At 62.5% G+C, this 24,656-nt stretch carries 24 protein-coding genes; 11 read left to right on the top strand and 13 right to left on the bottom strand.

What is annotated here, in order from left to right; all coding sequences use genetic code 11:
• Nucleotides 1-113: 113 nt before the first annotated feature.
• Nucleotides 114-1,004, top strand: coding sequence for a neutral zinc metallopeptidase (locus CRO59_RS19200; protein ID WP_027612863.1), 891 nt, complete (start codon nt 114-116; stop codon nt 1,002-1,004).
• Nucleotides 1,005-1,955 (top strand): alpha/beta fold hydrolase, encoded by a 951-nt coding sequence (locus CRO59_RS19195; protein WP_097089298.1) that lies wholly within the window; start codon nt 1,005-1,007, stop codon nt 1,953-1,955. It begins immediately after the preceding gene.
• A gap of 117 nt (nt 1,956-2,072) precedes the next feature.
• Here the strand turns inward: CRO59_RS19195 and CRO59_RS19190 are convergent, their stop codons facing one another.
• From CRO59_RS19190 to CRO59_RS19180, 3 genes are all read right to left on the bottom strand, one after another.
• Complete coding sequence (locus tag CRO59_RS19190) at nt 2,073-2,666, bottom strand: HAD family hydrolase (protein ID WP_097089301.1); 594 nt, start codon at nt 2,664-2,666, stop codon at nt 2,073-2,075.
• Entirely contained in the window at nt 2,663-3,532 is an 870-nt protein-coding gene (gene tesB, locus CRO59_RS19185) for an acyl-CoA thioesterase II (protein ID WP_003228466.1), read from the bottom strand. The genes CRO59_RS19190 and tesB overlap by 4 nt, the downstream gene beginning before the upstream one ends.
• A gap of 105 nt (nt 3,533-3,637) precedes the next feature.
• Nucleotides 3,638-4,207: a GNAT family N-acetyltransferase gene (locus CRO59_RS19180; protein WP_027612866.1), complete on the bottom strand. Its 570-nt coding sequence runs from the start codon at nt 4,205-4,207 to the stop codon at nt 3,638-3,640.
• An 82-nt stretch (nt 4,208-4,289) separates the two neighbouring features.
• Between CRO59_RS19180 and CRO59_RS19175 the strand changes: the two genes are divergently transcribed.
• Together CRO59_RS19175 and CRO59_RS19170 are read left to right on the top strand one after the other, a co-directional pair.
• Entirely contained in the window at nt 4,290-5,210 is a 921-nt protein-coding gene (locus CRO59_RS19175) for a histone deacetylase (protein ID WP_097089303.1), read from the top strand.
• Between the two features lie 281 nt (nt 5,211-5,491).
• Complete coding sequence (locus CRO59_RS19170; RefSeq protein ID WP_097089304.1) at nt 5,492-6,733, top strand: TIGR03862 family flavoprotein; 1,242 nt, start codon at nt 5,492-5,494, stop codon at nt 6,731-6,733.
• 117 nt (nt 6,734-6,850) lie between these two features.
• Here CRO59_RS19170 and CRO59_RS19165 read toward each other — a convergent pair whose 3' ends face one another.
• A complete protein-coding gene (locus tag CRO59_RS19165; RefSeq protein WP_097089306.1) occupies nt 6,851-8,191 on the bottom strand; it encodes a DEAD/DEAH box helicase in 1,341 nt (446 codons plus the stop codon).
• Nucleotides 8,192-8,256: 65 nt separating this feature from the next.
• Nucleotides 8,257-9,198: a drug/metabolite exporter YedA gene (gene yedA / locus CRO59_RS19160; protein WP_097089307.1), complete on the bottom strand. Its 942-nt coding sequence runs from the start codon at nt 9,196-9,198 to the stop codon at nt 8,257-8,259.
• A 163-nt stretch (nt 9,199-9,361) separates the two neighbouring features.
• On the opposite strand from yedA, the gene CRO59_RS19155 reads away from it, so the two are divergent.
• Entirely contained in the window at nt 9,362-9,814 is a 453-nt protein-coding gene (locus CRO59_RS19155; RefSeq protein ID WP_027612871.1) for an Lrp/AsnC family transcriptional regulator, read from the top strand.
• A gap of 134 nt (nt 9,815-9,948) precedes the next feature.
• Here CRO59_RS19155 and CRO59_RS19150 read toward each other — a convergent pair whose 3' ends face one another.
• The 3 genes from CRO59_RS19150 to CRO59_RS19140 all read right to left on the bottom strand — a co-directional run bounded on the left by CRO59_RS19150 (nt 9,949) and on the right by CRO59_RS19140 (nt 12,077).
• A complete protein-coding gene (locus CRO59_RS19150) occupies nt 9,949-10,554 on the bottom strand; it encodes a PolC-type DNA polymerase III (protein ID WP_027612872.1) in 606 nt (201 codons plus the stop codon).
• A gap of 40 nt (nt 10,555-10,594) precedes the next feature.
• Nucleotides 10,595-11,074: an NYN domain-containing protein gene (locus tag CRO59_RS19145; RefSeq protein ID WP_007963710.1), complete on the bottom strand. Its 480-nt coding sequence runs from the start codon at nt 11,072-11,074 to the stop codon at nt 10,595-10,597.
• A gap of 244 nt (nt 11,075-11,318) precedes the next feature.
• Nucleotides 11,319-12,077 carry a DUF2076 domain-containing protein gene (locus CRO59_RS19140; RefSeq protein WP_096795265.1) on the bottom strand — a complete coding sequence of 253 codons (759 nt, stop codon included), beginning with the start codon at nt 12,075-12,077 and terminating at the stop codon, nt 11,319-11,321.
• A 178-nt stretch (nt 12,078-12,255) separates the two neighbouring features.
• On the opposite strand from CRO59_RS19140, the gene CRO59_RS19135 reads away from it, so the two are divergent.
• Nucleotides 12,256-12,930: a YciC family protein gene (locus CRO59_RS19135; RefSeq protein ID WP_097089309.1), complete on the top strand. Its 675-nt coding sequence runs from the start codon at nt 12,256-12,258 to the stop codon at nt 12,928-12,930.
• Nucleotides 12,931-13,004: 74 nt separating this feature from the next.
• Nucleotides 13,005-14,084 carry an endonuclease/exonuclease/phosphatase family protein gene (locus CRO59_RS19130; protein WP_097089310.1) on the top strand — a complete coding sequence of 360 codons (1,080 nt, stop codon included), beginning with the start codon at nt 13,005-13,007 and terminating at the stop codon, nt 14,082-14,084.
• A 160-nt stretch (nt 14,085-14,244) separates the two neighbouring features.
• Here the strand turns inward: CRO59_RS19130 and hrpB are convergent, their stop codons facing one another.
• The gene (gene hrpB, locus CRO59_RS19125; protein WP_097089312.1) at nt 14,245-16,764 is read right to left on the bottom strand and encodes an ATP-dependent helicase HrpB; all 2,520 of its coding nucleotides are present in this window, start codon (nt 16,762-16,764) and stop codon (nt 14,245-14,247) included.
• Between the two features lie 109 nt (nt 16,765-16,873).
• Between hrpB and CRO59_RS19120 the strand changes: the two genes are divergently transcribed.
• Nucleotides 16,874-17,293: a polyribonucleotide nucleotidyltransferase gene (locus CRO59_RS19120; protein WP_095139235.1), complete on the top strand. Its 420-nt coding sequence runs from the start codon at nt 16,874-16,876 to the stop codon at nt 17,291-17,293.
• A 9-nt stretch (nt 17,294-17,302) separates the two neighbouring features.
• Nucleotides 17,303-18,211, top strand: coding sequence for a cation diffusion facilitator family transporter (locus CRO59_RS19115; protein ID WP_047602562.1), 909 nt, complete (start codon nt 17,303-17,305; stop codon nt 18,209-18,211).
• On the opposite strand, the gene CRO59_RS19110 is transcribed toward CRO59_RS19115, so the two are convergent.
• Entirely contained in the window at nt 18,205-19,245 is a 1,041-nt protein-coding gene (locus CRO59_RS19110) for a DUF6515 family protein (RefSeq protein ID WP_097089313.1), read from the bottom strand. The genes CRO59_RS19115 and CRO59_RS19110 overlap by 7 nt on opposite strands.
• A gap of 454 nt (nt 19,246-19,699) precedes the next feature.
• Between CRO59_RS19110 and CRO59_RS19105 the strand changes: the two genes are divergently transcribed.
• The gene (locus tag CRO59_RS19105; protein ID WP_008081091.1) at nt 19,700-20,179 is read left to right on the top strand and encodes an Lrp/AsnC family transcriptional regulator; all 480 of its coding nucleotides are present in this window, start codon (nt 19,700-19,702) and stop codon (nt 20,177-20,179) included.
• 188 nt (nt 20,180-20,367) lie between these two features.
• On the top strand, nt 20,368-20,577 hold the full coding sequence (locus tag CRO59_RS19100) for a DUF2788 domain-containing protein (RefSeq protein ID WP_003228500.1): 210 nt from the start codon (nt 20,368-20,370) through the stop codon (nt 20,575-20,577).
• On the opposite strand, the gene CRO59_RS19095 is transcribed toward CRO59_RS19100, so the two are convergent.
• The 3 genes from CRO59_RS19095 to CRO59_RS19080 all read right to left on the bottom strand — a co-directional run bounded on the left by CRO59_RS19095 (nt 20,572) and on the right by CRO59_RS19080 (nt 24,611).
• Nucleotides 20,572-21,207, bottom strand: a complete 636-nt coding sequence (locus CRO59_RS19095; protein ID WP_097089315.1) for a pseudouridine synthase — start codon at nt 21,205-21,207, stop codon at nt 20,572-20,574. The two genes, CRO59_RS19100 and CRO59_RS19095, sit on opposite strands and share 6 nt — an antisense overlap.
• A gap of 72 nt (nt 21,208-21,279) precedes the next feature.
• Nucleotides 21,280-22,779 (bottom strand): AMP nucleosidase, encoded by a 1,500-nt coding sequence (amn, locus tag CRO59_RS19090; RefSeq protein WP_167734182.1) that lies wholly within the window; start codon nt 22,777-22,779, stop codon nt 21,280-21,282.
• A gap of 182 nt (nt 22,780-22,961) precedes the next feature.
• Entirely contained in the window at nt 22,962-24,611 is a 1,650-nt protein-coding gene (locus CRO59_RS19080; RefSeq protein ID WP_097089318.1) for an acyl-CoA dehydrogenase family protein, read from the bottom strand.
• Nucleotides 24,612-24,656: the final 45 nt, after the last annotated feature.

Raw genomic sequence — 24,656 nt, 5'->3', positions numbered from 1 at the left:
GTCACCCGAGGCCGGGCCTGTTTGCGTGTACGCCAATAGACGGACGACCGGACTGGCGCCACACTCCCACACCAGCAACACTCATCACCACGAACAGAAAAGAGGATTCCCACATGCTATGGAAAAAAGGCCGACGCAGTGACAACGTCGTCGATGCCCGTGGCGATGATAGCGGCGGCGGTGGTGGCATGCGGTTCGGTGGCGGCAAAGGCCTGAGCCTGGGGGCGATCCTGCTGATCGTCGGCATCGGCTGGATCACCGGACAGGATCCGTTGCAGATCCTCGGCCAGCTCACCGGGCAAATGACCGAGCAATCGGCACCGGCCAGTACGCAGACGCGTCAGGCGCCACCGGCCAACGACCAGCAGGCCGAATTCGTGCGTTCGATCCTCGGCGATACCGAAGACACCTGGGGCGCGATCTTCCAGCAGGCTGGTCGCCAATATAAGGACCCGACCCTGGTGCTGTTCAGCAACCGGGTGAATTCCGCCTGCGGTCTGGCGACTTCGGCGACCGGCCCGTTCTACTGCCCGGCGGATCAGAAAGTCTATCTGGACATGGCCTTCTTCCAGGAAATGGCCCAGCGCTTCAAGGCCGCCGGCGACTTCGCCCAGGCTTACGTGATCGCGCACGAAGTCGGCCACCATGTGCAGACGCTGCTCGGCGTCTCGGCAAAAATTCAGACGGCCCGTCAGCAGGGCCGGCAGATGCAGGGCGACGGCGGTTTGCTGGTGCGTCAGGAATTGCAGGCCGACTGCCTGGCCGGCGTCTGGGCCTACCATGCGCAGAAGCGCCTGAACTGGCTGGAACCGGGTGACGTCGAAGAGGCCTTGAATGCGGCCAACGCCATCGGTGATGATCGCCTGCAACAACAGGGTCAGGGCCGTGTGGTACCGGACTCGTTTACCCATGGCACGTCGGCGCAAAGGGTGCGCTGGTTCAAAACCGGTTTCGCCCAGGGCCAGGTCGGCCAGTGCGATACCTTCGCGGCGAAAAACCTGTAAATGCGCAAATGGCTTCTGGCTTTACTGATCATCGGCGGCAACGCGCACGCGGCAGGCGTCGATGCCATCAGCCCAGGGCGCCTGCAATTCGAGGCCGGCGAAATGGCCGTTGGCATCAGCCCGGCACCTGAGAAAATCGAGCGGGTGCTGATCGTCATTCACGGTCGTCTGCGCAATGCCGAGACCTATCGCAAGAGTGCCGAGCACGCCACCGAACTGGCGGGGCAAACGGCGCACACGCTGGTGATCGCGCCGCAGTTTCTCAACGAAAGCGACGTCGCGCTGTACTCCCTGCCCAATACATTGCTGCGCTGGAAAGGCAACGAGTGGATGGGCGGCGGGTTATCCACAGGGCCGAAGCCGCTGAGTTCCTACGCCGCACTCGACGCCATCGTCGCCCGGGTCAGCGACCGCAAGCAGTTTCCGGACGTGAAGCAGATCGTGATTTTCGGCCATTCCGGTGGCGGTCAAGTGGTGCAGCGTTATGCCTTGCTGGCCAAGGATCAACCGGCGCTGAAGGCCAATGGCATTCGCCTGCGCTATGTGGTGGCCAATCCGTCGTCGTACGCGTATTTCAACGAACAGCGGCCGGTAGCGTTCGATCACGCACAGTGCCCGGGTTTCAATCGCTGGAAGTACGGGTTGACCGACATGCCGGTGTACGCCGGTGGGCAAACACCGTTGCAGCTTGAGAGCAGCTACATCAAACGCGAAGTGATTTACCTGCTGGGGCAGCAGGACATAGACCCGCAACATCCGGCGCTGGACAAGAGTTGCGCCGCCGAGGCACAAGGCGCGTATCGGCTGGAACGCGGCAAGCTGTTTTTCGGCTACCTGCTGCGCCGGCATCCGGAAGGGGTCAATCAGCGGCTGGTTGAAGTGCCCGGGGTCGGGCATAACGGCGATGGGATGTTGACGTCGCCGGAGGGGCTGAAAGCGCTGTTTGATTAATGACTTGTAGTGACTGTTGAGGCGCCATCGCGAGCAGGCTCACTCCTACAGGGGAAACGCATTCCAATTGTAGGAGTGAGCCTGCTCGCGATGAGGCCAGATCAGACAATAAAGATCTCAGACCGAAAGCATCCGCCGCAACTCGACACAATCCTGCGCATGCCAATCCGTCAGTTCCGGCCACGGGTTGTCCGGCAGATTCACCAGCACCGTCCGTGCCCCGGCCGCCCGCCCGCAATCCAGATCAAAGCGGTAATCCCCGACCATCACCATTTCGCTGGCCGGCACGCTCCAGGCTTCGGCCAGTTTCAGCAACCCGCCGGGATGCGGCTTCGGTGGCGCTTCATCGCGGCCCAGCACATCTTCCACGGCGAAGCAGTCGGCCAGGCCGATGGCGTCGAGCGTCACATGCGCCAGCTCCCGTGCGTTGCGCGTCAGGATGCCTAGCCGATAGCCGCGCCCGTGCAGGTCGCGCACCAGCTCCACCGCACCGGCCGCCGGTTTCGAGCCCAGCGCCAGATCGCGCTCATGCTCCAGCAACCACGCGTGTTTCGCTGCGGCCTCCTCGGCCGGCAGCGCTGCAAGGTGGGTGAGAATGTCGTCCTCGGGCGGAATCGCCAGCGCCACGCGGATCGCCGCAAAGTCATGCACGGCGATGGTCAGGGTGCCGTCCATGTCGAACACCCAGTGCTTCACATCGCTCAGGCTCATGCCCAGTCCTTGCGGTGACGAATCAGGCCTTCCTGGGTCACCGATGCCACCAGTTGCCCGGCGCGGTTGTACACGCTGCCACGGGAGAATCCCCGGGAATTGCCGGCCCACGGGCTGTCCATCGCGTAGAGCAACCAGTCATCGGCGCGCAGATCGTTGTGGAACCACAGCGCGTGATCGAGGCTGGCGACCTGCATGTCTTTCTGCCAGACCGACTTGCCGTGCGGCAGCATCGAGGTGGTCAGCAGACCGAAGTCCGAGGCGTAGGCCAGCAGGTACTTGTGCAGCGCCGGAATATCCGCCAGCGCACCGTCGGCACGGAACCACACATACTTCACCGGATCGGCCGGCTGCGGGTTGTACGGATCCTTTTCGGTGACCGGGCGCACTTCGATCGGTTTCGGGCACAGCAATTTTTCGCGCATGTGCTCGGGGATCAGGTGCGCGCGTTGCTGGGTCAGTTCCAGCTCCGACGGCAGGTTTTCCGGGCCGACCACCACCGGCATCTGGCTCTGGTGCTCGAAGCCAGCCTCGTCGTACTGGAACGACGCGCTGCAGGTGAAGATCGGGTGGCCCTTCTGGATCGCTGTGACCCGTCGGGTGCTGAAGCTGCCGCCGTCACGCACGCGATCCACCGAATACACCACCGGCAACTTGGCATCGCCCGGACGCAGGAAATAACCGTGCATCGAATGCACGTGGCGCGCCTCTTCAACCGTCTGACTGGCCGCCGACAGCGACTGACCGAGTACCTGACCACCGAACAACTGACGGAAACCCAAGTCCTGGCTGCGGCCACGGAACAGGTTTTCCTCGATTGGCTCCAGGGTCAGCAGGTCGACCAGATCTTCCAACACTTGGCTCATTCAGACTCTCCTCACACAACGCTATGCCGCGCAGTCTTGGCTGCGGCGGCCCATTCAGGTTCTGGCGCGAGCCATTGTCGCGCCATTGTAAACGTCCGTGTCGGCTCAGCCATGCAGGGTTTGCAGCCATTGCTCCCTGGTAATTCGGTACAACAGATGCCGCCGCAACGGGTGATCGACGGCAAGTTTGGGGTGATCGAAATCATCGGCCGGATCGTGCTGCATGCCAATCGCCTGCATGACTTTCTCCGACGGCAGATTGCTCTGGGCGGTGAAAGACACGATTTCCTTCAGCCCCAGCCGATCAAAACCTGCGCGCAATGCCGTCCACGCCGCCTCACTGGCATAGCCCAGCCCCCAATGCTCGCGGGCCAGACGCCAGCCGATTTCCACCGCCGGGGTGAACGGCGCATCGAAACCGACCACACCCAGGCCAGTGAAACCGATGAACTCACCGCTGTCCTTGCGCTCCAGCGCCCACAGACCGAAACCGTGCTCGGCAAAATGCCCGCGCACCCGGCCGATCATCGACGCACTTTCGAGACGGCTGAGCGGGGCCGGAAAGTAACGCATCACCTGAGGATCGGCGCACATCGCCGCAAATTCCGGCAAATCCTCGTCGCGCCACTGACGCATCAGCAGGCGTGCGCTTTCGAGTTGCTGAATCGGCTCCATCATGCCCCTCCATTTCCATGCCGCAAGTCTACATCGCTGGTAGGATCGTTCACTCTTTCCATCGTTCCTACATGAAGTTGCCATGCCCCTGCCGCTGATCTACCACGAAGACTACAGCCCCGAGTTTCCGGCGGATCACCGCTTTCCGATGGATAAATTCCGCTTGCTGCGCGACCACCTGGTCGACAGCGGCCTGACCCGCGACGCCGACCTGCTGCGTCCCGAGATCTGCCCCAACGACATCCTCGCCCTGGCGCATGACCGTCGCTATATCGAACGTTACATGAGCGGCGAGTTGTCCCGCGAAGACCAGCGGCGCCTCGGCCTGCCGTGGAACGAAGCACTGGCGCGGCGCACGGTGCGCGCAGTTGGCGGCTCGATTCTGGCGGCAGAAAAAGCCTTGGAGCATGGTCTGGCCTGTCACCTCGCCGGCGGCACCCATCACGCTCACTACGACTACCCGGCCGGGTTCTGCATCTTCAACGACCTGGCAATCATCAGCCATTACCTGCTGCAAAGCGGTCGGGTGAACCGGGTGCTGATCTTCGATTGCGACGTGCATCAGGGCGATGGCACCGCGCGGATCCTGCATGACACCCCGGAGGCGATCACCGTATCCCTGCATTGCGAAAAGAATTTTCCTGCACGCAAGGCCGAAAGCGACTGGGACATTCCGCTGCCCAACGGCATGGGCGATGCCGATTATCTGCAGGTGGTGGATGACACCCTCAACTACCTGCTGCCGCTGTATCAACCGGACCTGGTGCTGTACGACGCCGGGGTCGATGTGCACAAGGACGACGCCCTCGGTTATCTGCAGCTGACAGACGAAGGCGTCGCCGCCCGCGATGAAAGCGTGATGCGCCATTGTCTGGGCCGCGACATCCCGGTGGTCGGCGTGATCGGCGGCGGCTACAGCAAGGATCGCCACGCCCTCGCCCGCCGCCACGGCATCCTGCATCACAGCGCGCAACGGGTCTGGACGTCACACGGATGTCACTAAGCTGTGTTGCGTTACCCACAATCGCTGTGGAACGGCCTGTGGATAACCTGAGCGAAAGGGACTACAGACCACAGCGAACATGGTGTACAGCGCGATGGTTATTTTTTAACCACATACTGAATTCACCTCGATCTCTTTGTAGGAGTGAGCCTGCTCGCGATGGCGGACCAACATTCAGCACTTATGTCGCCTGATAAACCGCCATCGCGAGCAGGCTCACTCCTACAAAGGTCTGCGCTGTTAGAATGCGCGCCTTATCCCGCCATACCGCAGCGCACGCCATGACCCAGAACTCCGCCCCCCACCCCGCTCACGTCGCCATCATCGGCGGTGGCCCCGCCGGCCTGATGGCCGCCGAAGTGCTGAGCCAGGCCGGCGTGCGCGTCGATCTGTACGACGGCATGCCCTCGGTGGGGCGCAAGTTCCTGCTGGCCGGGGTCGGCGGCATGAACATCACCCACTCCGAGCCTTACCCGGCATTCCTCGCGCGCTACGCCGAACGCGCGCCGCAGATCGCGCCGTTACTGCGCGGTTTCGACGCCGACGCGTTGTGCCGCTGGATTCATGAACTGGGCATCGAAACCTTTATCGGCAGCTCCGGCCGGGTGTTCCCCACCGACATGAAAGCCGCTCCCCTGCTGCGCGCCTGGCTCAAACGCCTGCGCGACAGCGGCGTGGTTATCCACACCCGCCATCGCTGGCTCGGCTGGGATGAACACGGCGCACTGCGCATCAGCAGCCCCGACGGCGAAATCACCGTCAAACCCGATGCCACCCTGCTCGCCCTCGGCGGCGGCAGTTGGTCGCGCCTGGGTTCGGATGGCGCGTGGATGCTGCCCCTGGAGCAAAAAGGCGTAGGATTGGCGCCGTTGCAGCCGAGCAATTGCGGATTCGAGGTGCAGGCCTGGAGCGAATTGCTTGTCAGCAAATTCGCCGGTGCACCGCTGAAAAATGTCGCCATCGGTTTGAACGACGACGTGCCACGCTTGGGCGAATGCGTGATCACCGCGACCGGGGTTGAAGGCAGCCTGATCTATGCGCTGTCGGCACCGATTCGCGAGGCGATCAATACGCAGGGTTCAGCCACGGTGCACATCGATCTGTTGCCCGGCCGACCTGTGGATAAATTGCAGGCAGCGTTGAGCAAGCCACGCGGTTCACGCTCGATGGCCAAGCATCTGCACAGTCAGGTCGGAATTGATGGGGTGAAAGCGGCGTTGTTGCGTGAATTGACTGACGCGGCAACCTTCGCTGATCCGGCGTTGCTGGCGCGGGCGATCAAGGCGTTGCCGCTGACCCTGGTGAAAGCGCGGCCCCTGGACGAAGCCATCAGCAGCGCCGGTGGCGTGACGTTTGAGGCGATGGGTGAGCGCTTGATGCTCAAGGCGTTGCCGGGGGTGTTTTGTGCGGGGGAGATGCTGGATTGGGAGGCGCCAACGGGCGGGTATCTGCTGACGGCGTGTTTTGCCAGCGGGCGTGCGGCGGGATTGGCAATGTTGGAGTGGTTGCAGAGTAAGGGCTGAAGACCGCGGCGCGCCCTTCGCGAGCAGGCTCGCTCCCACACTGATCTCCAGTAACAAGGAGATCCCTTGTGGGAGCGAGCCTGCTCGCGAAGGCGTCCTTACAGACGCCCTATCAGATCAAGGCTTGCGCTTGCGCGGCCCGGTATTGAACACCGGCACTTTACGCACAGGCTTGATCGACGGCTCCGGCGCCTGAGTGTCACCACTGTCGACCCACTTGCCCAGATTGCGCTTGCCGCCACCGCCGCCGGACGTTTTCGGCTTTTTCGGTTTCTTCGGCTTCTTGATCACCTGACCGCTGGCATCGGTATCCGGCACGCGGTGCTCAGGTTCGAAATCCGGCTCGTTCTGACGCTTCAAGGTCTGGCGGGTGAGCATCTCGATTGCCGAGAGCATGTTCACTTCATCCGCGCACACCAGCGAGATCGCCTCGCCCGTCGCGCCCGCACGGCCAGTACGACCGATGCGGTGGATGTAATCCTCGGCGACGATCGGCAGGTCGAAGTTGACCACCAGCGGCAAATCTTCGATATCCAGACCACGGGCAGCGACGTCGGTCGCCACCAGAATCTGCACTTCGCTGAGTTTGAAACGATCCAGCGCACGCTGACGGGTCGCCTGCGGTTTGTCGCCATGGATGCCGTCGGCGTTGATGCCCAGGCCCTGGAGTTTTTCCACCAGCGCATCCACGCCGTTGCGGGTCTTGGCGAACACCAGCACCTGCTTCCACTTGTTCTTGCGCATCAAGTGCACGAACAGTTCCGGCTTGCGCTTCTTGTCCACCGTCACCACCCACTGTTTGACGGTGTTGGCCGCGACGTTGCGCGGGCTGACTTCGATGCTCAGCGGATCGTTGAGCATCTGCCCGGCGAGCAGGCGAATGTCATCGGAGAAGGTCGCGGAGAACAGCAGCGTCTGGCGCTTCTTCGGCAGCATGCGGTAAATGTTCGCCAGTTCTTCGGAGAAGCCCAGGTCGAGCATGCGGTCGGCTTCGTCGAGCACCAGAGTTTGCAACTGATCGAGTTTCAACGCGTTCTGGCGGAACAGGTCGATCAGGCGACCAGGCGTGGCGACCAGCACATCAACGCCGCCGCGCAGCTTCATCATCTGCGGGTTGATGCTGACGCCGCCGTACACCGCATACGTACGCAATGGCAGGTTTTCAGCGTATTGGCGCACCGACTCATGAACCTGCTCCGCCAGCTCGCGGGTCGGCACCAGAATCAGTGCACGCGCCGAATTGGCGGCCACTTTCGGCCCTTCCATGGCCAGCAACTGCAGCAGCGGCAAGGCGAAACCGGCGGTCTTGCCGGTCCCGGTCTGGGCCGCGGCCATCAGGTCGCGACCGGCCAGAACGGCCGGAATGGCTTGCGCCTGGACCGGCGTTGGAGTCTGGTAGCCGAGCTTCTCGAGGGAGCGCAGCAAGGGTTCGATCAGGCCAAGAGAGGCGAAAGTCATGGGAGTACCGTAGGAAAATTCAGCGCAATTGTGCGACACGAGTGTGCAATGGCGCGCAGTTTACCCTAATTCACACGCTGTTCTGCTGGAACGGCGGTCTTCGGCGTCTCCACGACGAGCGGCTGCGCCGGTCGCCGCCACTGCGGCAGACCGATCAGCACCACGGCACTGATGATCACCAGCATCGCCAGCGCTTCTTCCATGCCGATGGTCTCGCCGACAAACACGATCCCCAGCAACACCGCCACCGCCGGGTTGACGTAGGCATAACTGGTGGCCGCCGCAGGACGCACGTGCTTGAGCAGGTACATGTAGGAATTGAAAGCGATGATCGAGCCGAAGAAGATCAGATAACCCAAGGCCAGCCAGCCCTCCACCGGCGGCAAGGCTTGCAGGTGTTCGCCGCTGACCGCGCTGCCGATCAACAGCACCACGCCGCCCACCAGCATCTCCACGGCACTGGCCATCGCCCCTTGCGGCAGCGGCAGGTGTTTGCTCCACACCGAGCCGAACGCCCAGGTCGCCGCTGCAAAAATCAGCAACGCCGCGCCCAGCGGACTCGATTGCAGGTTGGAACCCATGTTGAGCATGGCAATGCCGACGATCCCCAACGCCACCCCGGCCCATTCGAGGCGGGTATTACGCGCGCCCCAGAAATACCCGAAGAGCAACGTGAACAACGGCACCGTCGCCACCGCCAGTGCTGCCACGCCTGACGCCACGCCAGTGTGCTCGGCGACACTGACCGCGCCGTTACCGAAGCTGAGCAGCAGAATCCCGATGATCCCCGCCGCTTTCCACTGCGCCCAGGTCGGTGCCGGCGCCCCGCGCCAGCGCAGGAAGGCGTACATCAGGCTGCCGGCAATCACGAAGCGCACCCCGCCGAGCATCAGCGGCGGCCAGTATTCGACGCCGAGGCGGATCACCAGATAGGTCGATCCCCAAATCACGTACAGCGCGAAAAACGCGGCGATCAACGGCAAGGAAAAACGGCGCAAGGCAGGCATGGGCAGCTCGACAGTCAGAGGCAGGGTGTGAATTATTCTAGAAAGGCCCGCGAGCAAAAATAAGCTACAAAACCTGTTTATGGCGCCGGTACACTTTTGAAACAACGGAGATCGACGGAATAAACCGCGATTTCGAAAGTCTGGCAATTTCAGGAGTCCGGCCTTGGACAAATACGACCGCATGCTGCTCAGCGCCCTGTTGGAAAACGGTCGCGCGTCCTATGCCGATCTGGCGCGCAAGGTGAACCTGTCCGCCCCGGCAGTGGCCGAGCGCGTGGCCAAGCTTGAAGCCGCCGGAGTGATCACCGGGTATCAGGCGAACATCGACCTGTCGAAAATCGGTTTGCCGATCCAGTGCATGATCGAATTGCGCCTGCACCAGAACGGCAGCCAGAAGGTCTACGACGAACTGGTGAAAATCCCGCAGCTGACCGAGTGCTTTCGGGTGACGGGCGATCCGTGCGTGATGATGAAGGGTGCAGTGGCGTCGATGACGGAGCTGGAAGAATTGATCAATCGCGTGGCGAAGTTCGGCTTCAGCAAGACCTCGATTGTGCTGTCGAGCGCGATCGAGAAGCGGGTGCCGTTGAGCCATATAGAAGGCAACGGTAAGTAATCAGGAACTCAGAAGATCCAAATGTGGGAGCGGGCTTGCTCGCGAAGAGGGAGTGTCAGACAACCTTTTGCCGAATGACACACCGCTTTCGCGAGCAAGCCCGCTCCCACAGGGGATTTTGGGTGACTTCGAGATCAGCGATAGCGCTGCAGGTGTTCGCTGACTTTGGCCGCCGGGACTTTCTGCAGTTTGCACAGCAGGTCATGGTTCAGCTCACGCACCCCATGCTTGTGCCGCAATTCTTCCGCCAGATGCGCCATCAGGTTGGCCGCCATCTCCGCATCCGCCATCGCCCTGTGCGCCTGGCCGGTGTGTGGCAGGCGGGCGAAAGTGGTGAGCGTGCCGAGCTTGTGATTCGGTGCCGCCGGCATCAGGCGGCGGGCCAGCAATAGCGAGCAGGCGAAGTTCTGCAGACGGGTGCGTTTGATCCGCCCCAGTTCGAAGTCCCAGAACTTCTGGTCGAACGAGGCGTTGTGCGCCACCAGCGGGGTGCAGCCGACGAATTCGTTGACCTCTTCCATGACCCGCTCGGCCGAGGGTGCACTGCGCAGCATGGCGTTGCTGATGCCGGTCAGTTGTTCGATGAACGCAGGAACGCGCACGCCGGCGTTCATCAGGCTCTGGTAACGCTCGACGATACGGCCGTTTTCCAGCATGACCACGGCGATTTCCGTGGCGCGGCAGCTGCTGTTCGGCGACAGGCCGGTGGTTTCAAAGTCGATGACTGCAATGCGTTCCAAACCGGGTTCAACTCCGTTCAAATCAATTCTTGAGCAACGCTCAGTTTTTCAACAGCAGTGCGCCTTCGATCGGCACATAACGGCTGGCGGCGCGGATCAGCGAGTTGGCGGTCAGGCCCGGCACGCCATAGGCCACTGCCTGTACGCCGTGCTTGCTGATGATGCGTTCGAGCAGCATGTCGAAGTCGCCGTCACCGGAGGCCAGGACGATTTCGTCGACGTGGTCGGCGGCGTCCATGATGTCGAGGGTGATGCCCACGTCCCAGTCGCCCTTGGCCGAGCCGTCGCTGCGCTGGATATAGGGTTTGAGCTTCACGGTGAAACCGAGGTTGCGCAGGATCTGCTGGAACTGCTGCTGCTTGCTGTCGCCACGGTCGATGGCGTAGGCATAGGCCTCGACGATCTGCCCTTGCTTGCTAATGTCAGCCCACAGCGCGGCGTAGTTGAAGTGACAACCATAGGCCTGACGCACGGTGTAGTAGAGGTTCTGCACATCGGCGAACACTGCGATTTTTTTCACCGGGATTCCTGTGAGCGCATAGCGCACGAAGCGGGATCAGGCGCCGGGCCCGAAAAAGGCGCTCAGTATGCCAGTCCACAGGAAGGTGGCGCGAATAATCAACCCACCACTCCGGACGGATGGTGGACTGTGGTGAGGGGATTTATCCCCGATGGGCAGCGCAGCGGCCCCGAAAATGGGACTGCTGCGCACTCCATCGGGGATAAATCCCCTCACCACAGATTTGATACTGGCGACTGATCCGTCAGACGAACGAATCGTCGTCATCGAAGAATGACGAGTTGTCATCGCTGTAGTCGGTGTCAGTGAATCCGCCCTGGTCATTGCCAGAGAAACCGTTATCGGCCACACGCTGGTCATTGCCCCAGTCGTTACCGCTCTGGTCGGCCACTTGCGCCGGCTCTTCCTTGATCACTTCAACGATTTCTTCGGGCTGCTGGTTGTGATGGAACAGGCTGCTGATGCCCTGCGCCAGCATCACGCCACCGGCCACGCCAGCGGCAGTTTTCAGAGCGCCGCCGAGGAAGCTGCTGCCCGCAGCCGGAGCTGCTTGCTGCGCGTAGTTGGGCGGTGGTGCGGCATAGTTCTGTTGTGGCGCTGGCGCAGCGTAGTTCTGCTGCGGTGCCGGCTCACGCCAGCCGCCGGTAGAAGCCGGAGCGCTCTGGGTCGGCGCTGGACGCGAGCTGCCGCCGCCGAAGATGCTCGACAGGAAACCACCGCCGCCGCTTGGCGCCGGGGCCGCGCTCTGGGACTTGGCCGCTTGCAGTTCAGCCTGCAATTGCTGGACTTGCCGGGTCAGCTGCTTGTTCTGTTCGTCGAGGCTCTTGATGGCCGCCTCTTGCACCAGAATCGCCTGGGTCATGAAATAACCTGCCGCCGGCTGGCGGGTCAGGTGTTCCTTGATCCGCGCCTCGGCCTGGGCGTCGCGCGGGGCTGCCTCCGTTTCGGCCTGTTGCAGCCGGGAAAACAGTCCATCGATCAGGGTTTGCTCTTCGCTGTTCATGGCGACCTCGTAGATTGCCGGGGATAACGTTGCCCGTGTCCACTGTGGACATGGCGCACCTCTGTAATGGAGGCAGTGACAGGATGTTTCAACGACCTTTACCGAATGTTTACGTTTGTGTCCGCCCGCCCATCATCGGTTAAAGTGAGCCACTGTTTTCGACCTGCGATACCGACTGATGAATGCCTTCGATGTACTGCGCGACTCTCTGTATTTTTTCAAACGCCACCTGGTCAGCATCTTGCAGCTGTGCCTGCCGCTGGTGATCTTCGAGGCGGCGCTGCAGCAAGTGGTGGATCACGTCACCGACCCCGACAGTTTCTCCGCCGCCAGCGTGGTCGTCGGTCTGCTGGTGTATCCGCTGTACACCGCCGCGCTGATCCTGTTCCTCGATGCTCGCACCCGTGGCGAAGCCCCGCGTAACCTTGATCTGCTGGCGATGTCCGCGCGCCTGTGGCCGCGTTTCGCCTTGCTCACCGCGCTCAATACCTTGCTGATTCTGCTGGGGTTGTCGCTGTATTTCCTGCCGGGCCTGATGCTGATGGTCATGCTCGCATTCGCTGAATACCTGCTGGTGCTGCGCGGCATGGGGCCGCTGCAGGCGATGAAGGAAAGTCTGCGCCTGACGCGTGGGCATTTCTGGCGGATCCTGCTGTGCATTCTGTGTGTGATGGGGCCGTTGTGGCTGCTCAAGGGCGCGACCCTGGCGGCATACCCCGACCCACAGAATCCGCTGATCGCGGTAATGATCGACAGCGCGCACAGTTTCCTGCAGCTGTTCACCAGTGTGGTGCTGTTCCGTCTGTTCATGCTGATCAGCGAATTGCCTGACAAACGTACCGGAGCGGTCTGACTTCGCGACCCTTGGGCCAAGGCTCTGCGGTCAGGTATGCTCGGAGCCACTTTTGTAACGCGAAAAGCCGAGCCATGCCCCGTCTGCTGCGCTACACCCTGTTGCTGATTGTGCTCGCCATCGTCCTGATCGGCGGGCTGTTCTACAGCCTGACCTGGCGCCCCGGCGCACGGGAGACCCTGCCCGTTACCTGCACCGGTACGCCGCCGACCCTGGTGCCGGGGCAAGCGCTGAAAGTCATGACCTGGAACGTGCAGTACCTCGCGGGCAAGCGCTACGTGTTCTGGAACGATCTCGCCCAAGGCTCTGATGAGGCGCCATCCCCGGAAGACATGGCCTTCAGTCTCGACGAAGTGGCGCGGGTGATCCGCGACGAACAACCCGACGTGGTGCTGCTGCAGGAGCTGGACGACGGCGCCAAGGCCAGTGATTACCAGAATCAGCTCAAGCTGCTGCGGGAACGGGTCACCGACCTTTACCCGTGCAGCGCTCACGCCTTCGACTGGAAAGCCGATTTTGTCCCTGACCCGCACATCTTCGGCAGCGTTGGCCGGCAACTGGCGACCCTCAGCCGCTACCGCATCGAACACGCCGAGCGCCTGCAATTGCCGGTGCCGCCAGCGAACTTCATCTACCGCCAGTTCCAACCCAAAGACGCCCTGCTCGCGACCAAGCTGCCGCTGAGCGACGGTGGGCAACTGACGGTGTTCAACACCCATCTGGATCGCGCCCGCCAACCGGACGAGACCTTGCAGGCACAAGTGACGGCGGTGACCAAGGTACTCGACAAGTACGAAAGCCAGGGCCTGCCGTGGCTCATCGGCGGCGACTTCAATCTGTTGCCGCTGGGCCAGTATCAGCGTCTGCCCGCCGAGCAGCGCACGCCCTACTCGATCGACAGCGCGCTGCATCTGTTGTGGGACAAGTACCCGATGATCCCGACCAACAACGAAGCCAGCGGCATCGACCGCGCCCACTGGCTGACCCACTACCCCAACGACCCCGGCCTGAATGGCCCGGATCGCACCGTGGACTATCTCTTCTACAGCCCAAAGATCAAACGGGTCGAAGCGCGGGTGCGCCAGGACGATACGTTGCGCATTTCCGATCACTTGCCGGTGATTGCGCGGTTCCTGCTGCCCGCAGCCCCGTAGTCACACACACCTCATAACCCTGTGGGAGCGGGCTTGCTCGCGAAAGCGGTGTGTCAGTTGATGCATCCGTGCCTGGCGCACCGCCTTCGCGAGCAAGCCCGCTCCCACAATAGATTGATGTCGTACCGTGATTGGTTGGCAGGCTGCGATGTTTTGCTCTTCAGGTGCCGCGCGGCTTGGCCCGCGCGGTCGCCTCGGCCACCAACGGATCATCCGGCCAATAATGCTTCGGATAGCGCCCCTTGAGATCTTTCTTCACCTCGGCATAGGTGCTGCGCCAGAAGTTGGCCAGATCCTGCGTCACCTGCACCGGCCGCCGTGCCGGGGACAGCAGATGCAGCTTGACCACTTGCCGGCCGCCGGCAATTCGTGGCGTCTCGGCGAGGCCGAACAGCTCCTGCAAACGCACCGCGAGAATCGGTGGCTGTTCGCTGTAATCCAGACGAATCGATGACCCCGACGGCACGCTGATGTGGTGCGGCGCCAGCTCATCAAGCTTCTGCGGCAACGGCCACGGCAGCAGATTGCGGACGATGCTCGACAGGTCCAGATTGGCGAAATGGCTGAGCCGCGAGACCTTGCCCAGGTAAGGCATTAACCAATGCTCGAGAGTGTTCAGCAACGTTGCATCGCTGACATCCGGCCATTGGCTTTCGGCCTGAGCGCTCAGATCCAGTTGCCGCAGCAACGCGACCCGCGCCTGCCACTGGCGCAACTCCGGCGTCCACGGCAACAACTCCAGTCCCTTGCGCCGCACCAGATTGACCAGCGCCTGACTGCGCGCCGCTTCGTCGAGACCGGTCAACGGTTCGCGGCTGAGGATCAGTTCGCCAACCTTGCGCTGACGCTCGGCGCGCAGCACGCCTTCGCGCTCATCCCAGTCCAGTTGATCGACAGCGCGCACTTGCTCGGCGAGCACCGAATCGAACAGCGCCGGATCAAAATCCGCCGCCAGGTAAATCCGCTCCTCACGCTGGCCCTGACGACTGCCGAGATCGGCGACAACGATCCACGGCTCCTTCATCAGGCTGTCGGCTTCGGCGAACAGCGCAGCGCGACCATTGGCCAGACGATATTCGGCGCCACCGGCACGCCGCTGCTGGGCAACCCGATCCGGGTAGGCCAGCGCCAGCAGCGCACCGAGCCAGCGCGGGTGATCGGGATCGCTGACCGGCGCGCTGGCCTTGCCGCGCAGGTAACCGCGATATTGCCGCGCCAGTTGCCGGGCACGCTGCACGCCGCCCTGAGCACCGCGTGCCGCGCGTTCTTCGCCGGAGAGCAGCACCAAGCGGCTGTGCAGATCGGCCCCGGCGCCGCGCAAAATATCGCGCTCGCCGAGCAGTGCCGCGACGTCACACGCCATGTTCGCCAGCCCCAGCGCCTGACCGCGCAGCAACAGATGGGCGATGCGCGGATGCGCCGGCAACTCGGCCATGGCCTGACCGTGGGAAGTCAACGCCTCGCCTTCAAGTGCGCCCAGGCGCTGCAACAAATCCTGCGCCTGGGCATAGGCCGCTGCCGGCGGCACATCGAGCCAGACCAGCTCGCCCGGGGTCACGCCCCAGCGTCCAAGTTGCAGCGCCAGACTCGCCAGATCCGCCGACAGTATTTCCGCACTGCCGTAAGCGGCGAGCTGCTCGTGCTGATCCTGCGACCACAAGCGGTAACACACACCCGGCTCCAGACGTCCGGCCCGGCCCGCGCGCTGGGTGGCGCTGGCCCTGGAAATGCGCTGAGTATCGAGGCGGGTCATGCCGCTGCCGGGGTCGAAACGCGGCACTCGCGCCAGCCCGGCGTCGATTACCACGCGCACGCCGTTGATGGTCAGGCTGGTCTCGGCGATGTTGGTCGCCAGCACCACTTTGCGCTGGCCCGCCGGCGCCGGGTCGATGGCAGCGCGTTGGGCATTCAGGTCCAGTTCGCCGTGCAATGGGCAGAGCAATACGTCTTTACGCTCGCCGATGGCATCGCTCAGTTGCTGATGCACCCGACGGATTTCCGCCTGCCCCGGCAAGAACACCAGCAGGCTGCCAGTCTCATCGTGCAACGCTTCGAGGACGGTCTGGGTCACGCGCTGGTCGATGTATTCGCCGGGCTGGAACGGCCGGCCCCAGCGCATCGTCACCGGGTACATGCGCCCTTCGCTGCGCAGGATCGGCGCGTCATCCAGCAACCCGGCCAGACGCTCGCCTTCCAGCGTGGCGGACATCAGCAAAATCTTCAGCGGCTGTTCAGCTCGGAACAGTTCACGACCGTTCAAACTCAGGGCCAAGGCCAGGTCGGCATCAAGACTGCGTTCGTGAAATTCGTCGAAGATCAGCAGACCGACGCCTTCCAGCGCCGGATCATCCTGCAGGCGTCGGGTGAGAATCCCCTCGGTGACCACTTCGATACGGGTATCGGGGCCGACCTTGCTGTCGAGGCGGATGCGATAACCGACGGTTTCACCGACCTTCTCACCCAGTTCGCTGGCCAACCGTTCGGCAGCGGCTCGCGCGGCGAGACGCCGTGGTTCGAGCATCAGAATGGTCTGCCCGGCCAGCCACGCTTCATCGAGCAAGGCTAAAGGCACGCGGGTGGTTTTACCGGCGCCGGGCGGTGCTTCGAGCACGGCTTCGTGGCGTGTCGCCAAGGCTTCACGCAGGGCGGGTAAAACTTCATCGATCGGCAAAGAAATCATGCTGGCTCCCAAACAGAGGCGCGAGTATAACGGCGAACTGCCGGGCGTTTGTCAGGGTCTTAATTTCAAATGACGACGCTTCGTTTTCAAATGACTCAGGAGATTTTCCATGCGCTTACCTTCTCGCCTGATCGGCGGTGTACTGGTCGCCACCCTGCTCACTCAACTCACGGCCTGCGGTTCGATTTTCTACCCGGATCGTCGCGGTCAGATCGATGGCAAGATCGACCCGGCGATTGCCGTACTCGACGCCGTGGGCCTGCTGTTCTACGTAATTCCCGGGCTGATCGCCTTTGCGGTGGACTTCGCCACTGGCGCGATCTATTTCGAACCGGGCCACACCGCTCAGGTCGATCCGGCCAAACTCAAACAAGCCATCGGCCCGGACGGTCAGGTCGATAACCTCAAGTTGCAGGCTATTCTCGAAACAGAACTGGGCCGCAACCTGCCGCTGGACGATCCGCGCCTGATCCAGCACAAGGGCAGCACTCAACAACTGGCGATGTTTGGCCTGCAACCCGCCGCATAAGGAAATCACATGACCACCAGCCCCGAACACGCCCGCCTGCTGCGGCTGGCAACCCGCGCTTCGGTGGCGGTGGCCTGCACGCTGATCATCGCCAAAGCCATCGCCTGGTGGCTGAGCGGCTCGGTGAGCATGCTCGCCGGCCTCACCGACTCGGCGCTGGATGGCGTCACTTCGCTGCTCAATCTGCTGGCGGTGCATTACGCGCTGCGTCCGGCCGATGACGATCACCGTTACGGCCACGGCAAGGCCGAATCGCTGGCGGGCATGGCGCAGGCGCTGTTCATCGGTGGCAGTGCGGTGCTGATTGCGTTTCAGGCGTATGAACGCATCAAGCAACCGGAGCCGCTTGGCGCGCCGTGGCTGAGCATCGGCGTGATCGTGTTCTCGCTGCTGCTGACCGCGGCGTTGCTGACGCTGCAACATCGGGTGATCAAGCAGACCGGCTCCAACGCCGTGCGCGCCGACTCGCTGCACTACCGTTCTGACATGCTGCTCAACGGCAGCATTCTGATTGCGCTGATTCTCGCCGGCATGGGCTTTCATCAGTTGGACGCATGGTTCGGCCTGGGGATTGCCGGGTACATCTTGTGGAGCGCGATCCAGATCGCCCGGGAAAGTTTTTCGGTGCTGATGGATGAAGAGCTGCCGACGGACGTCAGTCAGCACATGCTCGAACTGGCCTGCGGCGTACCCGGCGTACTGGGCGCGCATGATTTGCGCACGCGGATTTCAGGCAACCACTGGTTCGTGCAGTTGCATCTGGAATTGCCGGGAGAGCTGACCTTGTCAGTCGCTCACGGTATCAGCGATCAGGCGGCGGATGCGATTCACGCCGCCTACCCGCGAGCCGAAGTGCTGGTGCACGCCGACCCGCAGGAAGTGGTCAAGACCGAACGGGCGCAAACCCGGATTCAGTAAGACACCTGATAACCGCGACTGCTCAGGCAATTGCCCTGCGCCTGACGGTAAGCCTGCACCACCTCAGGCGCCGGTTGATAGGTCGCGGTACGCGGGTCGAAACCGCTCTGCTGCACGGCGTATTGGTAGCACTGATAACCGTCCTGCTGCACCTGTTCCGGCGACTGCCCGTTGGCCGGATAGGCCTCGACGTCATAGCCCTGGGATTGCGGCTGCGGTTGCGGCGGTTGCTGCACCGGGGGTTCGACTACGACGTAATCCTGAGTGGCTTCCTGATACGCATAGTAGGAACCGGCAGCGAGGAACAGCAACGCACCGCCGATCCACACTTCACGGGCATAGTCCGGCAGATACTGGGTGCGAATCCCTCGTGGCGGCTGCACGACGATGTAGCGCGGGCCTTGCGGGCGATACCAGTAGCCGCCGGAATAGAAGTAATCCTGACCGCGATACGGCACTCGGTATTCGCGATCCGGGAAGCGGTCGATCACATGCCCCGGGCGGTATTGCGGGCCTGGCCCCCAACCGTTGCCATGTCCGTCCGGGCGACCCGGCCAGCGATTGTCATTGGGCCGGTTGCCGGTTTGCCATTGCTGGTTGTGGTAACCATTCTGCGGCCGCTCGTCGCGGTAGTAACCCTGGCGCGGTTCCTGAGTCTGGCGCACGGTGTCGGGCCGTGGCTGGATCGGCAGGTTGTTCGACGGTGGCGCCTGATGCACCGGAGCAGGCTGATTGGGTGTGCGGTTCTGGTTCTGCCACTGGCCATTGTTGTGCTGCTGGCCGTTGTGCTCGAACTGGCGGCTGTTGTCGCCCCGAATGATTTCGTTGTTCTGCGGCCGCGGCTGATTTTGCGGCGGCGGATTGTTCTGCCCGTGGGGCTGATGATCGCCCCCATGGCCCTGGTTATTTCCCTGATGCTCAGGGCCGCGTCCACCATTAGGGCTGCGGCTCTCCGGATCGTCGGCGAGCGCTTGCGCACTGACGCTCACACACAGCAAACCAACACCGGCCAGACGCCAGATGCGCGACTTCATGCTTTTCCTCACTGCGGGTATTAAGAGGGCTTGTAGCTAAGACCGGGAATACGCACACCGGGTTCTGCGACAGGTTATCAGTCACGAGACTTATTTATTGAGGAAGGCTGTGCATCGAGGCACAAAAATCGCAGGCAAGAAAAAGGGAGACCCGTCGGCCTCCCTTTAGAGAACTTCGTCCTGGCTCGACGCTTTTGACGTCGGCTCACCTCACGCCGTCTTCTGGACAGTGTGCAGCTCGGGGGCCGGCCCATCCCCGGTGGGGGTGGCGGCCGCGGCGGGCCTGATTGGGCGGGCCGCAGTGGACTGTGTTACCGAGCAGTGATTCTGGTGATAAGAATAGGCCGCAAGACGCGACAGAGGATTGCGAAGATTGCTCAAATAAACACTGCTTGCGCAATTTTTAACCCTGGATAGATAATCCGCCGCAATAGTTACAACCAAGGACTGATTCATGAGCAAACTCGACCGTTACGACCTGAGTATTTTGGCGGAATTGCAGCGCGACGCCCGCATCTCCAACCAGGAACTGGCCGAGCGCATCGGTCTGTCACCCTCCCCCTGCTCGCGCCGGGTCAAGCAACTGGAGGACGACGGCTACATCTCGCGCCAGGTCGCCCTGCTCGATCGCAAGATGCTCGGCTTGAGCCTGACGGCCTACGTGCTGATCGGCATGGACCGGCACACACCGGAGCGTTTCGAGAATTTCGAAGCGGCGATCCGCACCCTGCCGCAAGTGCTGGAATGCAGCCTGGTGACCGGCGTGGATGCCGACTATCAGTTGAAAGTGGTGGTGCCGGACATGGACCACTATCAGAAGCTGTTGCTGGGGCATCTGACCCGGATTGAAGGGGTGACCAGCGTGCGTTCGAGTTTTGTACTGAATCAGGTGCTCAACAGCACCGAACTGCCGCTGACGCATCTGCGCAACTGACATCGCTTTCGCGAGCAAGCCCGCTCCCACAGGGAAATGCATTCCAAATGTGGGAGCGGGCTTGCTCGCGAAGAGGCCGGTACAGGCACCCCATAACCGCGGCACACCGACACAGGTCAATGCGGCCCTGCCACCCTCGGCGTATAATCGCCCAGCCCTTTCAGCCCTGTGCGCGCCGGAGATGCCCGATGGATCCTGCAGTATTCGAAGAGTGGATGATGACTGGCCTGGTCAGCATCCTGATCATTTTCATGGGTTTCATCGTCTGGGATCTGGCGAAGAAGTCCAAGGCCGGGCGCTTCGGCTCGTTCATTTTGTTCTTCGTCCTGGGCCTGGGCGTGGCCGCGTTCATCATCAAGAGTGTGGTGATCGGCCTGATCGAATCCGGCGCTCTATAACCGCGCCGGCACTTCCTTCCACTGGCCCTGATCGAGCCCTTCGAGCGTCCAGTCGCCAATCCGTACCCGCACCAACCGCAACGTCGGCAGCCCGACCGCAGCGGTCATCCGCCGCACCTGACGGTTGCGCCCTTCACGAATTACCAACTCCAGCCAACTGGTCGGCACGCTTTTGCGAAAGCGTACCGGCGGATTGCGTGGCCACAGTTCAGGTTCTTCCAGTTGCCGCGCCTCGGCGGGCAGGGTCATGCCGTCGTTCAGTTCGACGCCATCGCGTAAACGCTGCAGTTGCTCGGCCGTTGGCTCGCCCTCGACCTGCACCCAGTACGTCTTCGGCAACTTGTGTTTCGGGTCGGCAATCCGCGCCTGCAACTGACCGTCGTTGGTCAGCAGCAGCAAACCTTCGCTGTCGCGATCAAGGCGTCCGGCCGGATAGATGCCGGGTATCTCGATGAAATCCTTGAGCGTCGCCCGCCCGCCTTCATCGCTGAACTGCGTTAGCACATCGAATGGCTTGTTGAACAGGATCAGCTTCGGCTCGGCCGGCGGCGCTTTGGCGACACGACGTGGAGCCGAGAAGGATGGCTTCGCACCGGGACGGCGGGAAGGTGGACGCGGGGGACGGGACATAAGAGAACAGACATTTAGCGATCAGGGCTGGTAATGCTAGTGCCCCGACCGCCAAATGACCACGACTAACCGTTAACGGAACGGCGGCTCGTCGAAGCTGCGCAGTTTGCGCGAGTGCAGCGAGTTGAGTTCGGTGCGCAGCAGATCCACCGCCGCGATGCCGATCTTCAAGTGTTGGCTGACCGCGCGCTCGTAGAACGCGTTGGCCGAACCCGGCAGCTTGATTTCACTGTGCAGCGGTTTGTCCGAGACGCAGAGCAACGTGCCGTACGGCACCCGCAGGCGATAACCCTGGGCGGCGATGGTGCCGCTTTCCATGTCCACCGCCACGGCGCGGGACAGGTTGATCAGCGGACGTTCCTGCGCCCAGCGCAGTTCCCAGTTACGGTCGTCGTAAGTCAGCACAGTGCCGGTGCGCAGGCGTTTTTTCAGTTCCTCGCCCTTCTCGCCGGTGATATTGGCCGCGGCTTGCTGCAGCGCCAGTTGCACTTCCGCCAGTGCCGGGATCGGAATGTTCGGCGGCACCACGCGGTCGAGAATCCCGTCGCGACGCATGTAGGCGTGAGCCAGCACATAGTCGCCGATGGTCTGCGACTGCCGCAGCCCGCCGCAGTGACCGATCATCAGCCAGCAATGCGGGCGCAGCACCGCCAGGTGGTCGGTGATGTTCTTGGCGTTGGACGGGCCGACGCCGATGTTGACCAGGGTCACGCCATGGCCGTCGTTGGCGATCAGGTGATAGGCCGGCATCTGGTAGCGGTGCCAGACCACGCCAGCGGCGATCGCCGAGGCTTCGCCGTGATCCATGCCCTTCTCGATGATCACGTTGCCCGGCAGGACCATGCGCACGAAACGCGGGTCGTTGCGCAGTTGCTCCAGGCCATGGACGATGAACTGGTCGACGTAGCGGTGGTAGTTGGTCAGCAGAATCCAAGGCTGTACATGGCGCCAGTCGCTGCCGGTGTAGTGCACCAGGCGACGCAGGGAGAAGTCGACGCGCGCGGCGTCAAACAGCGCCAGTGGCAGCGGATCGGTGTTTTCCCAGTCGTAGAGACCGTCGGCGATGCCATCGGTGGCGGCGGACAGGTCGGTACTCGGGAACACTCGCGCCAGCACCGCAGCGGTGACGCCGGAGCCGGCCAGCTCATCGCCCTGCTCGACCACGTACGGGTATGGAATATTCTGCTGACTGACGCCGACTTCCACGGTCACGGTGAAGTCGTGCATCAACGGCACCAGTTGTTCCAGCAGGTATTTGCGGAACGCCTTGGGATGGGTGACGGTGACGCTGTAGGTGCCCGGCAGTTGCACCTTGGCGTAGGCGCGGGTGGTCTGCGGGACTTCGCCCTGACACAGGTAGGTCAGACGCAGTTCGGGATAACGAAACAGGGCACGCTGTTCGGCGTCAGGCTCGACGCGATCCTTGAGGTAACGCTTGAGCGCCGAGTTGAGCGCAGTGGTGGCCCGCTCATGCAGCTCGGCCAGACGATCCACGGCTTGTTCGGCGGTTTGAACGACAATAAACGCTTCGGTCACGATCAGCTTCCTGTGTTCTGACTTGCAGAGCTTCATCTTGCCTGCATCGTGGTCTCACGGGAACAGTGGCGTTGTGGCTGTACCCAAATCTCCCTGTCAATGGAGATCCCCTGTGGGAGCGGGCTTGCTCGCGAATGCGCTGTGTCAGTCGACCTATCCATTGACTGACACACCACATTCGCGAGCAAGTCCGCTCCCACAAGGGGATTTGTGTTGGGTCAGAAACCCTGGGGGGTTGAGCGAGCGACGATGGCTTCGACGTCCAGCCCACGCGGCAATGCACCGTAGACCCGGCCGCCACCGTTCAGGCGGCTGGCAATGAACGCGTCGCTGACCGCCGAGTTGCCGGCCTCCAGCAATAGCTTGGCCTGCAAACCGAGCGCGATGTCTTCGGTGAGTTGCCGCGCCCGATACTGAATGTCGCTGGTGTCCTTGAACTGCGCCTGCAACTGCTGGATATGCGCGGCCAGGCGCTTGTCGCCGTGCCCATCGCCCAATTCGCTGAACAACACGTCGAGCACACCCGGTTCTTTCGACAGCGCACGCAGCAAGTCCAGGCACTGCACATTCCCCGAGCCTTCCCACGTCGAGTTGACCGGCGCCTCGCGATACAGCCGTGGCAGGATGCTCTCCTCGACATAACCGGCACCGCCCATGCACTCGGCGGCTTCGTTGATCATTCCGGGGGCACGTTTGCAGATCCAGTATTTGCCCACCGCCGTCACCAGGCGGGCGAATTGTGCTTCATGGCGATCATCCAGATGATCCAGCGCCTTGCCCATGCGCAGGCTCAGGGCCAGCGCGGCCTCGCTTTCCAGCGCCAGATCGGCCAGCACGTTCTGCATCAACGGCTGTTCGCTGAGCAGTTTGCCGCCGACCTTGCGGTGCGCGCAGTGGTGGCTGGCCTGAGTCAGCGCCTGACGCATCAGCGAGCTGGAGCCGACCATGCAATCGAAACGGGTCATCGCCACCATCTCGATGATGGTCGGCACACCGCGCCCTTCTTCGCCGACCATCCACGCCAGCGCGCCACGGAATTCAACTTCGCTGGAGGCGTTGGACTGATTGCCGAGTTTGTTTTTCAGGCGCTGGATGTAGAACTGATTGCGCGTATCGTCGGGGCGGTGGCGCGGCAGCAGGAAGCAGGTCAGGCCCTTGTCGGTCTGCGCCAGCGTCAGGAATGCATCGCACATCGGCGCCGAGCAGAACCACTTGTGCCCGACCAGTTCATAGGCCTGCCCCGGGCCACTGGCACCGACCGGATAGGCCTTGGTGGTATTGGCCCGCACGTCGGTGCCGCCCTGTTTCTCGGTCATGGCCATGCCGATGGTCACGCCGGCCTTGTGCGCCATGCCGACGTTGCGCGGGTCGTATTCGGTGGCGAGGATTTTCGGCAACCATTGTTCGGCCAGATCCGGCTGCAAGCGCATGGCCGGGACGCTGGCGAAGGTCATGGTCAACGGGCAACCGCTGCCTGCCTCAGCCTGGCTGTGCAGATAGCTCATCGAGGCGCGGGCGACATGTGCGCCGTCCTGCGGATGAGTCCAGGGGGACGAGGTCAGGCCATGTTCGATCGCAGTGCGCATCAGCTCATGATAGGCCGGATGAAACTCCACCAGATCAATGCGATGGCCGTAACGGTCATGGCTGACGAATACCGGTTTGTTCTGATTGGCGAGGAACCCGGCTGCCATCAGCGGTCCGCCGGCCAGCGCACCGTAGGCATCGATCCGCGACTCGGCCCACCCGGCGCCGAAACGGCGTGACCACTCCTGCAGCGGCAGGTCGATGCGGTACAGGTTGGCGCCATCCAGCGACGGTGGCTGGTTGGTGACTTCGTGGGTTTCGGCGAACTGATGCAGGTTCATGACGGGGCTCCTTTGGTCAGCCAAGGGATTCAGTTAAGCACCGGC

Origin of the sequence: Pseudomonas sp. LAMO17WK12:I5 (genome assembly GCF_900215165.1) — a bacterium.
In the GTDB taxonomy this organism is placed as follows: domain Bacteria; phylum Pseudomonadota; class Gammaproteobacteria; order Pseudomonadales; family Pseudomonadaceae; genus Aquipseudomonas; species Aquipseudomonas putida_A.
This window is presented reverse-complemented; position numbering and strand designations above follow the sequence as displayed.

Coding starts and splice junctions, on each gene's coding strand:
- CRO59_RS19200 (WP_027612863.1), top strand. CDS start 114: ATGCTATGGAAAAAAGGCCGACGCAGTGACAACGTCGTCGATGCCCGT.
- CRO59_RS19195 (WP_097089298.1), top strand. CDS start 1,005: ATGCGCAAATGGCTTCTGGCTTTACTGATCATCGGCGGCAACGCGCAC.
- CRO59_RS19190 (WP_097089301.1), bottom strand. CDS start 2,666: ATGAGCCTGAGCGATGTGAAGCACTGGGTGTTCGACATGGACGGCACC.
- tesB (WP_003228466.1), bottom strand. CDS start 3,532: ATGAGCCAAGTGTTGGAAGATCTGGTCGACCTGCTGACCCTGGAGCCA.
- CRO59_RS19180 (WP_027612866.1), bottom strand. CDS start 4,207: ATGGAGCCGATTCAGCAACTCGAAAGCGCACGCCTGCTGATGCGTCAG.
- CRO59_RS19175 (WP_097089303.1), top strand. CDS start 4,290: ATGCCCCTGCCGCTGATCTACCACGAAGACTACAGCCCCGAGTTTCCG.
- CRO59_RS19170 (WP_097089304.1), top strand. CDS start 5,492: ATGACCCAGAACTCCGCCCCCCACCCCGCTCACGTCGCCATCATCGGC.
- CRO59_RS19165 (WP_097089306.1), bottom strand. CDS start 8,191: ATGACTTTCGCCTCTCTTGGCCTGATCGAACCCTTGCTGCGCTCCCTC.
- yedA (WP_097089307.1), bottom strand. CDS start 9,198: ATGCCTGCCTTGCGCCGTTTTTCCTTGCCGTTGATCGCCGCGTTTTTC.
- CRO59_RS19140 (WP_096795265.1), bottom strand. CDS start 12,077: ATGAACAGCGAAGAGCAAACCCTGATCGATGGACTGTTTTCCCGGCTG.
- CRO59_RS19135 (WP_097089309.1), top strand. CDS start 12,256: ATGAATGCCTTCGATGTACTGCGCGACTCTCTGTATTTTTTCAAACGC.
- CRO59_RS19130 (WP_097089310.1), top strand. CDS start 13,005: ATGCCCCGTCTGCTGCGCTACACCCTGTTGCTGATTGTGCTCGCCATC.
- hrpB (WP_097089312.1), bottom strand. CDS start 16,764: ATGATTTCTTTGCCGATCGATGAAGTTTTACCCGCCCTGCGTGAAGCC.
- CRO59_RS19120 (WP_095139235.1), top strand. CDS start 16,874: ATGCGCTTACCTTCTCGCCTGATCGGCGGTGTACTGGTCGCCACCCTG.
- CRO59_RS19115 (WP_047602562.1), top strand. CDS start 17,303: ATGACCACCAGCCCCGAACACGCCCGCCTGCTGCGGCTGGCAACCCGC.
- CRO59_RS19110 (WP_097089313.1), bottom strand. CDS start 19,245: ATGAAGTCGCGCATCTGGCGTCTGGCCGGTGTTGGTTTGCTGTGTGTG.
- CRO59_RS19105 (WP_008081091.1), top strand. CDS start 19,700: ATGAGCAAACTCGACCGTTACGACCTGAGTATTTTGGCGGAATTGCAG.
- CRO59_RS19100 (WP_003228500.1), top strand. CDS start 20,368: ATGGATCCTGCAGTATTCGAAGAGTGGATGATGACTGGCCTGGTCAGC.
- CRO59_RS19095 (WP_097089315.1), bottom strand. CDS start 21,207: ATGTCCCGTCCCCCGCGTCCACCTTCCCGCCGTCCCGGTGCGAAGCCA.
- amn (WP_167734182.1), bottom strand. CDS start 22,779: ATGAAGCTCTGCAAGTCAGAACACAGGAAGCTGATCGTGACCGAAGCG.
- CRO59_RS19080 (WP_097089318.1), bottom strand. CDS start 24,611: ATGAACCTGCATCAGTTCGCCGAAACCCACGAAGTCACCAACCAGCCA.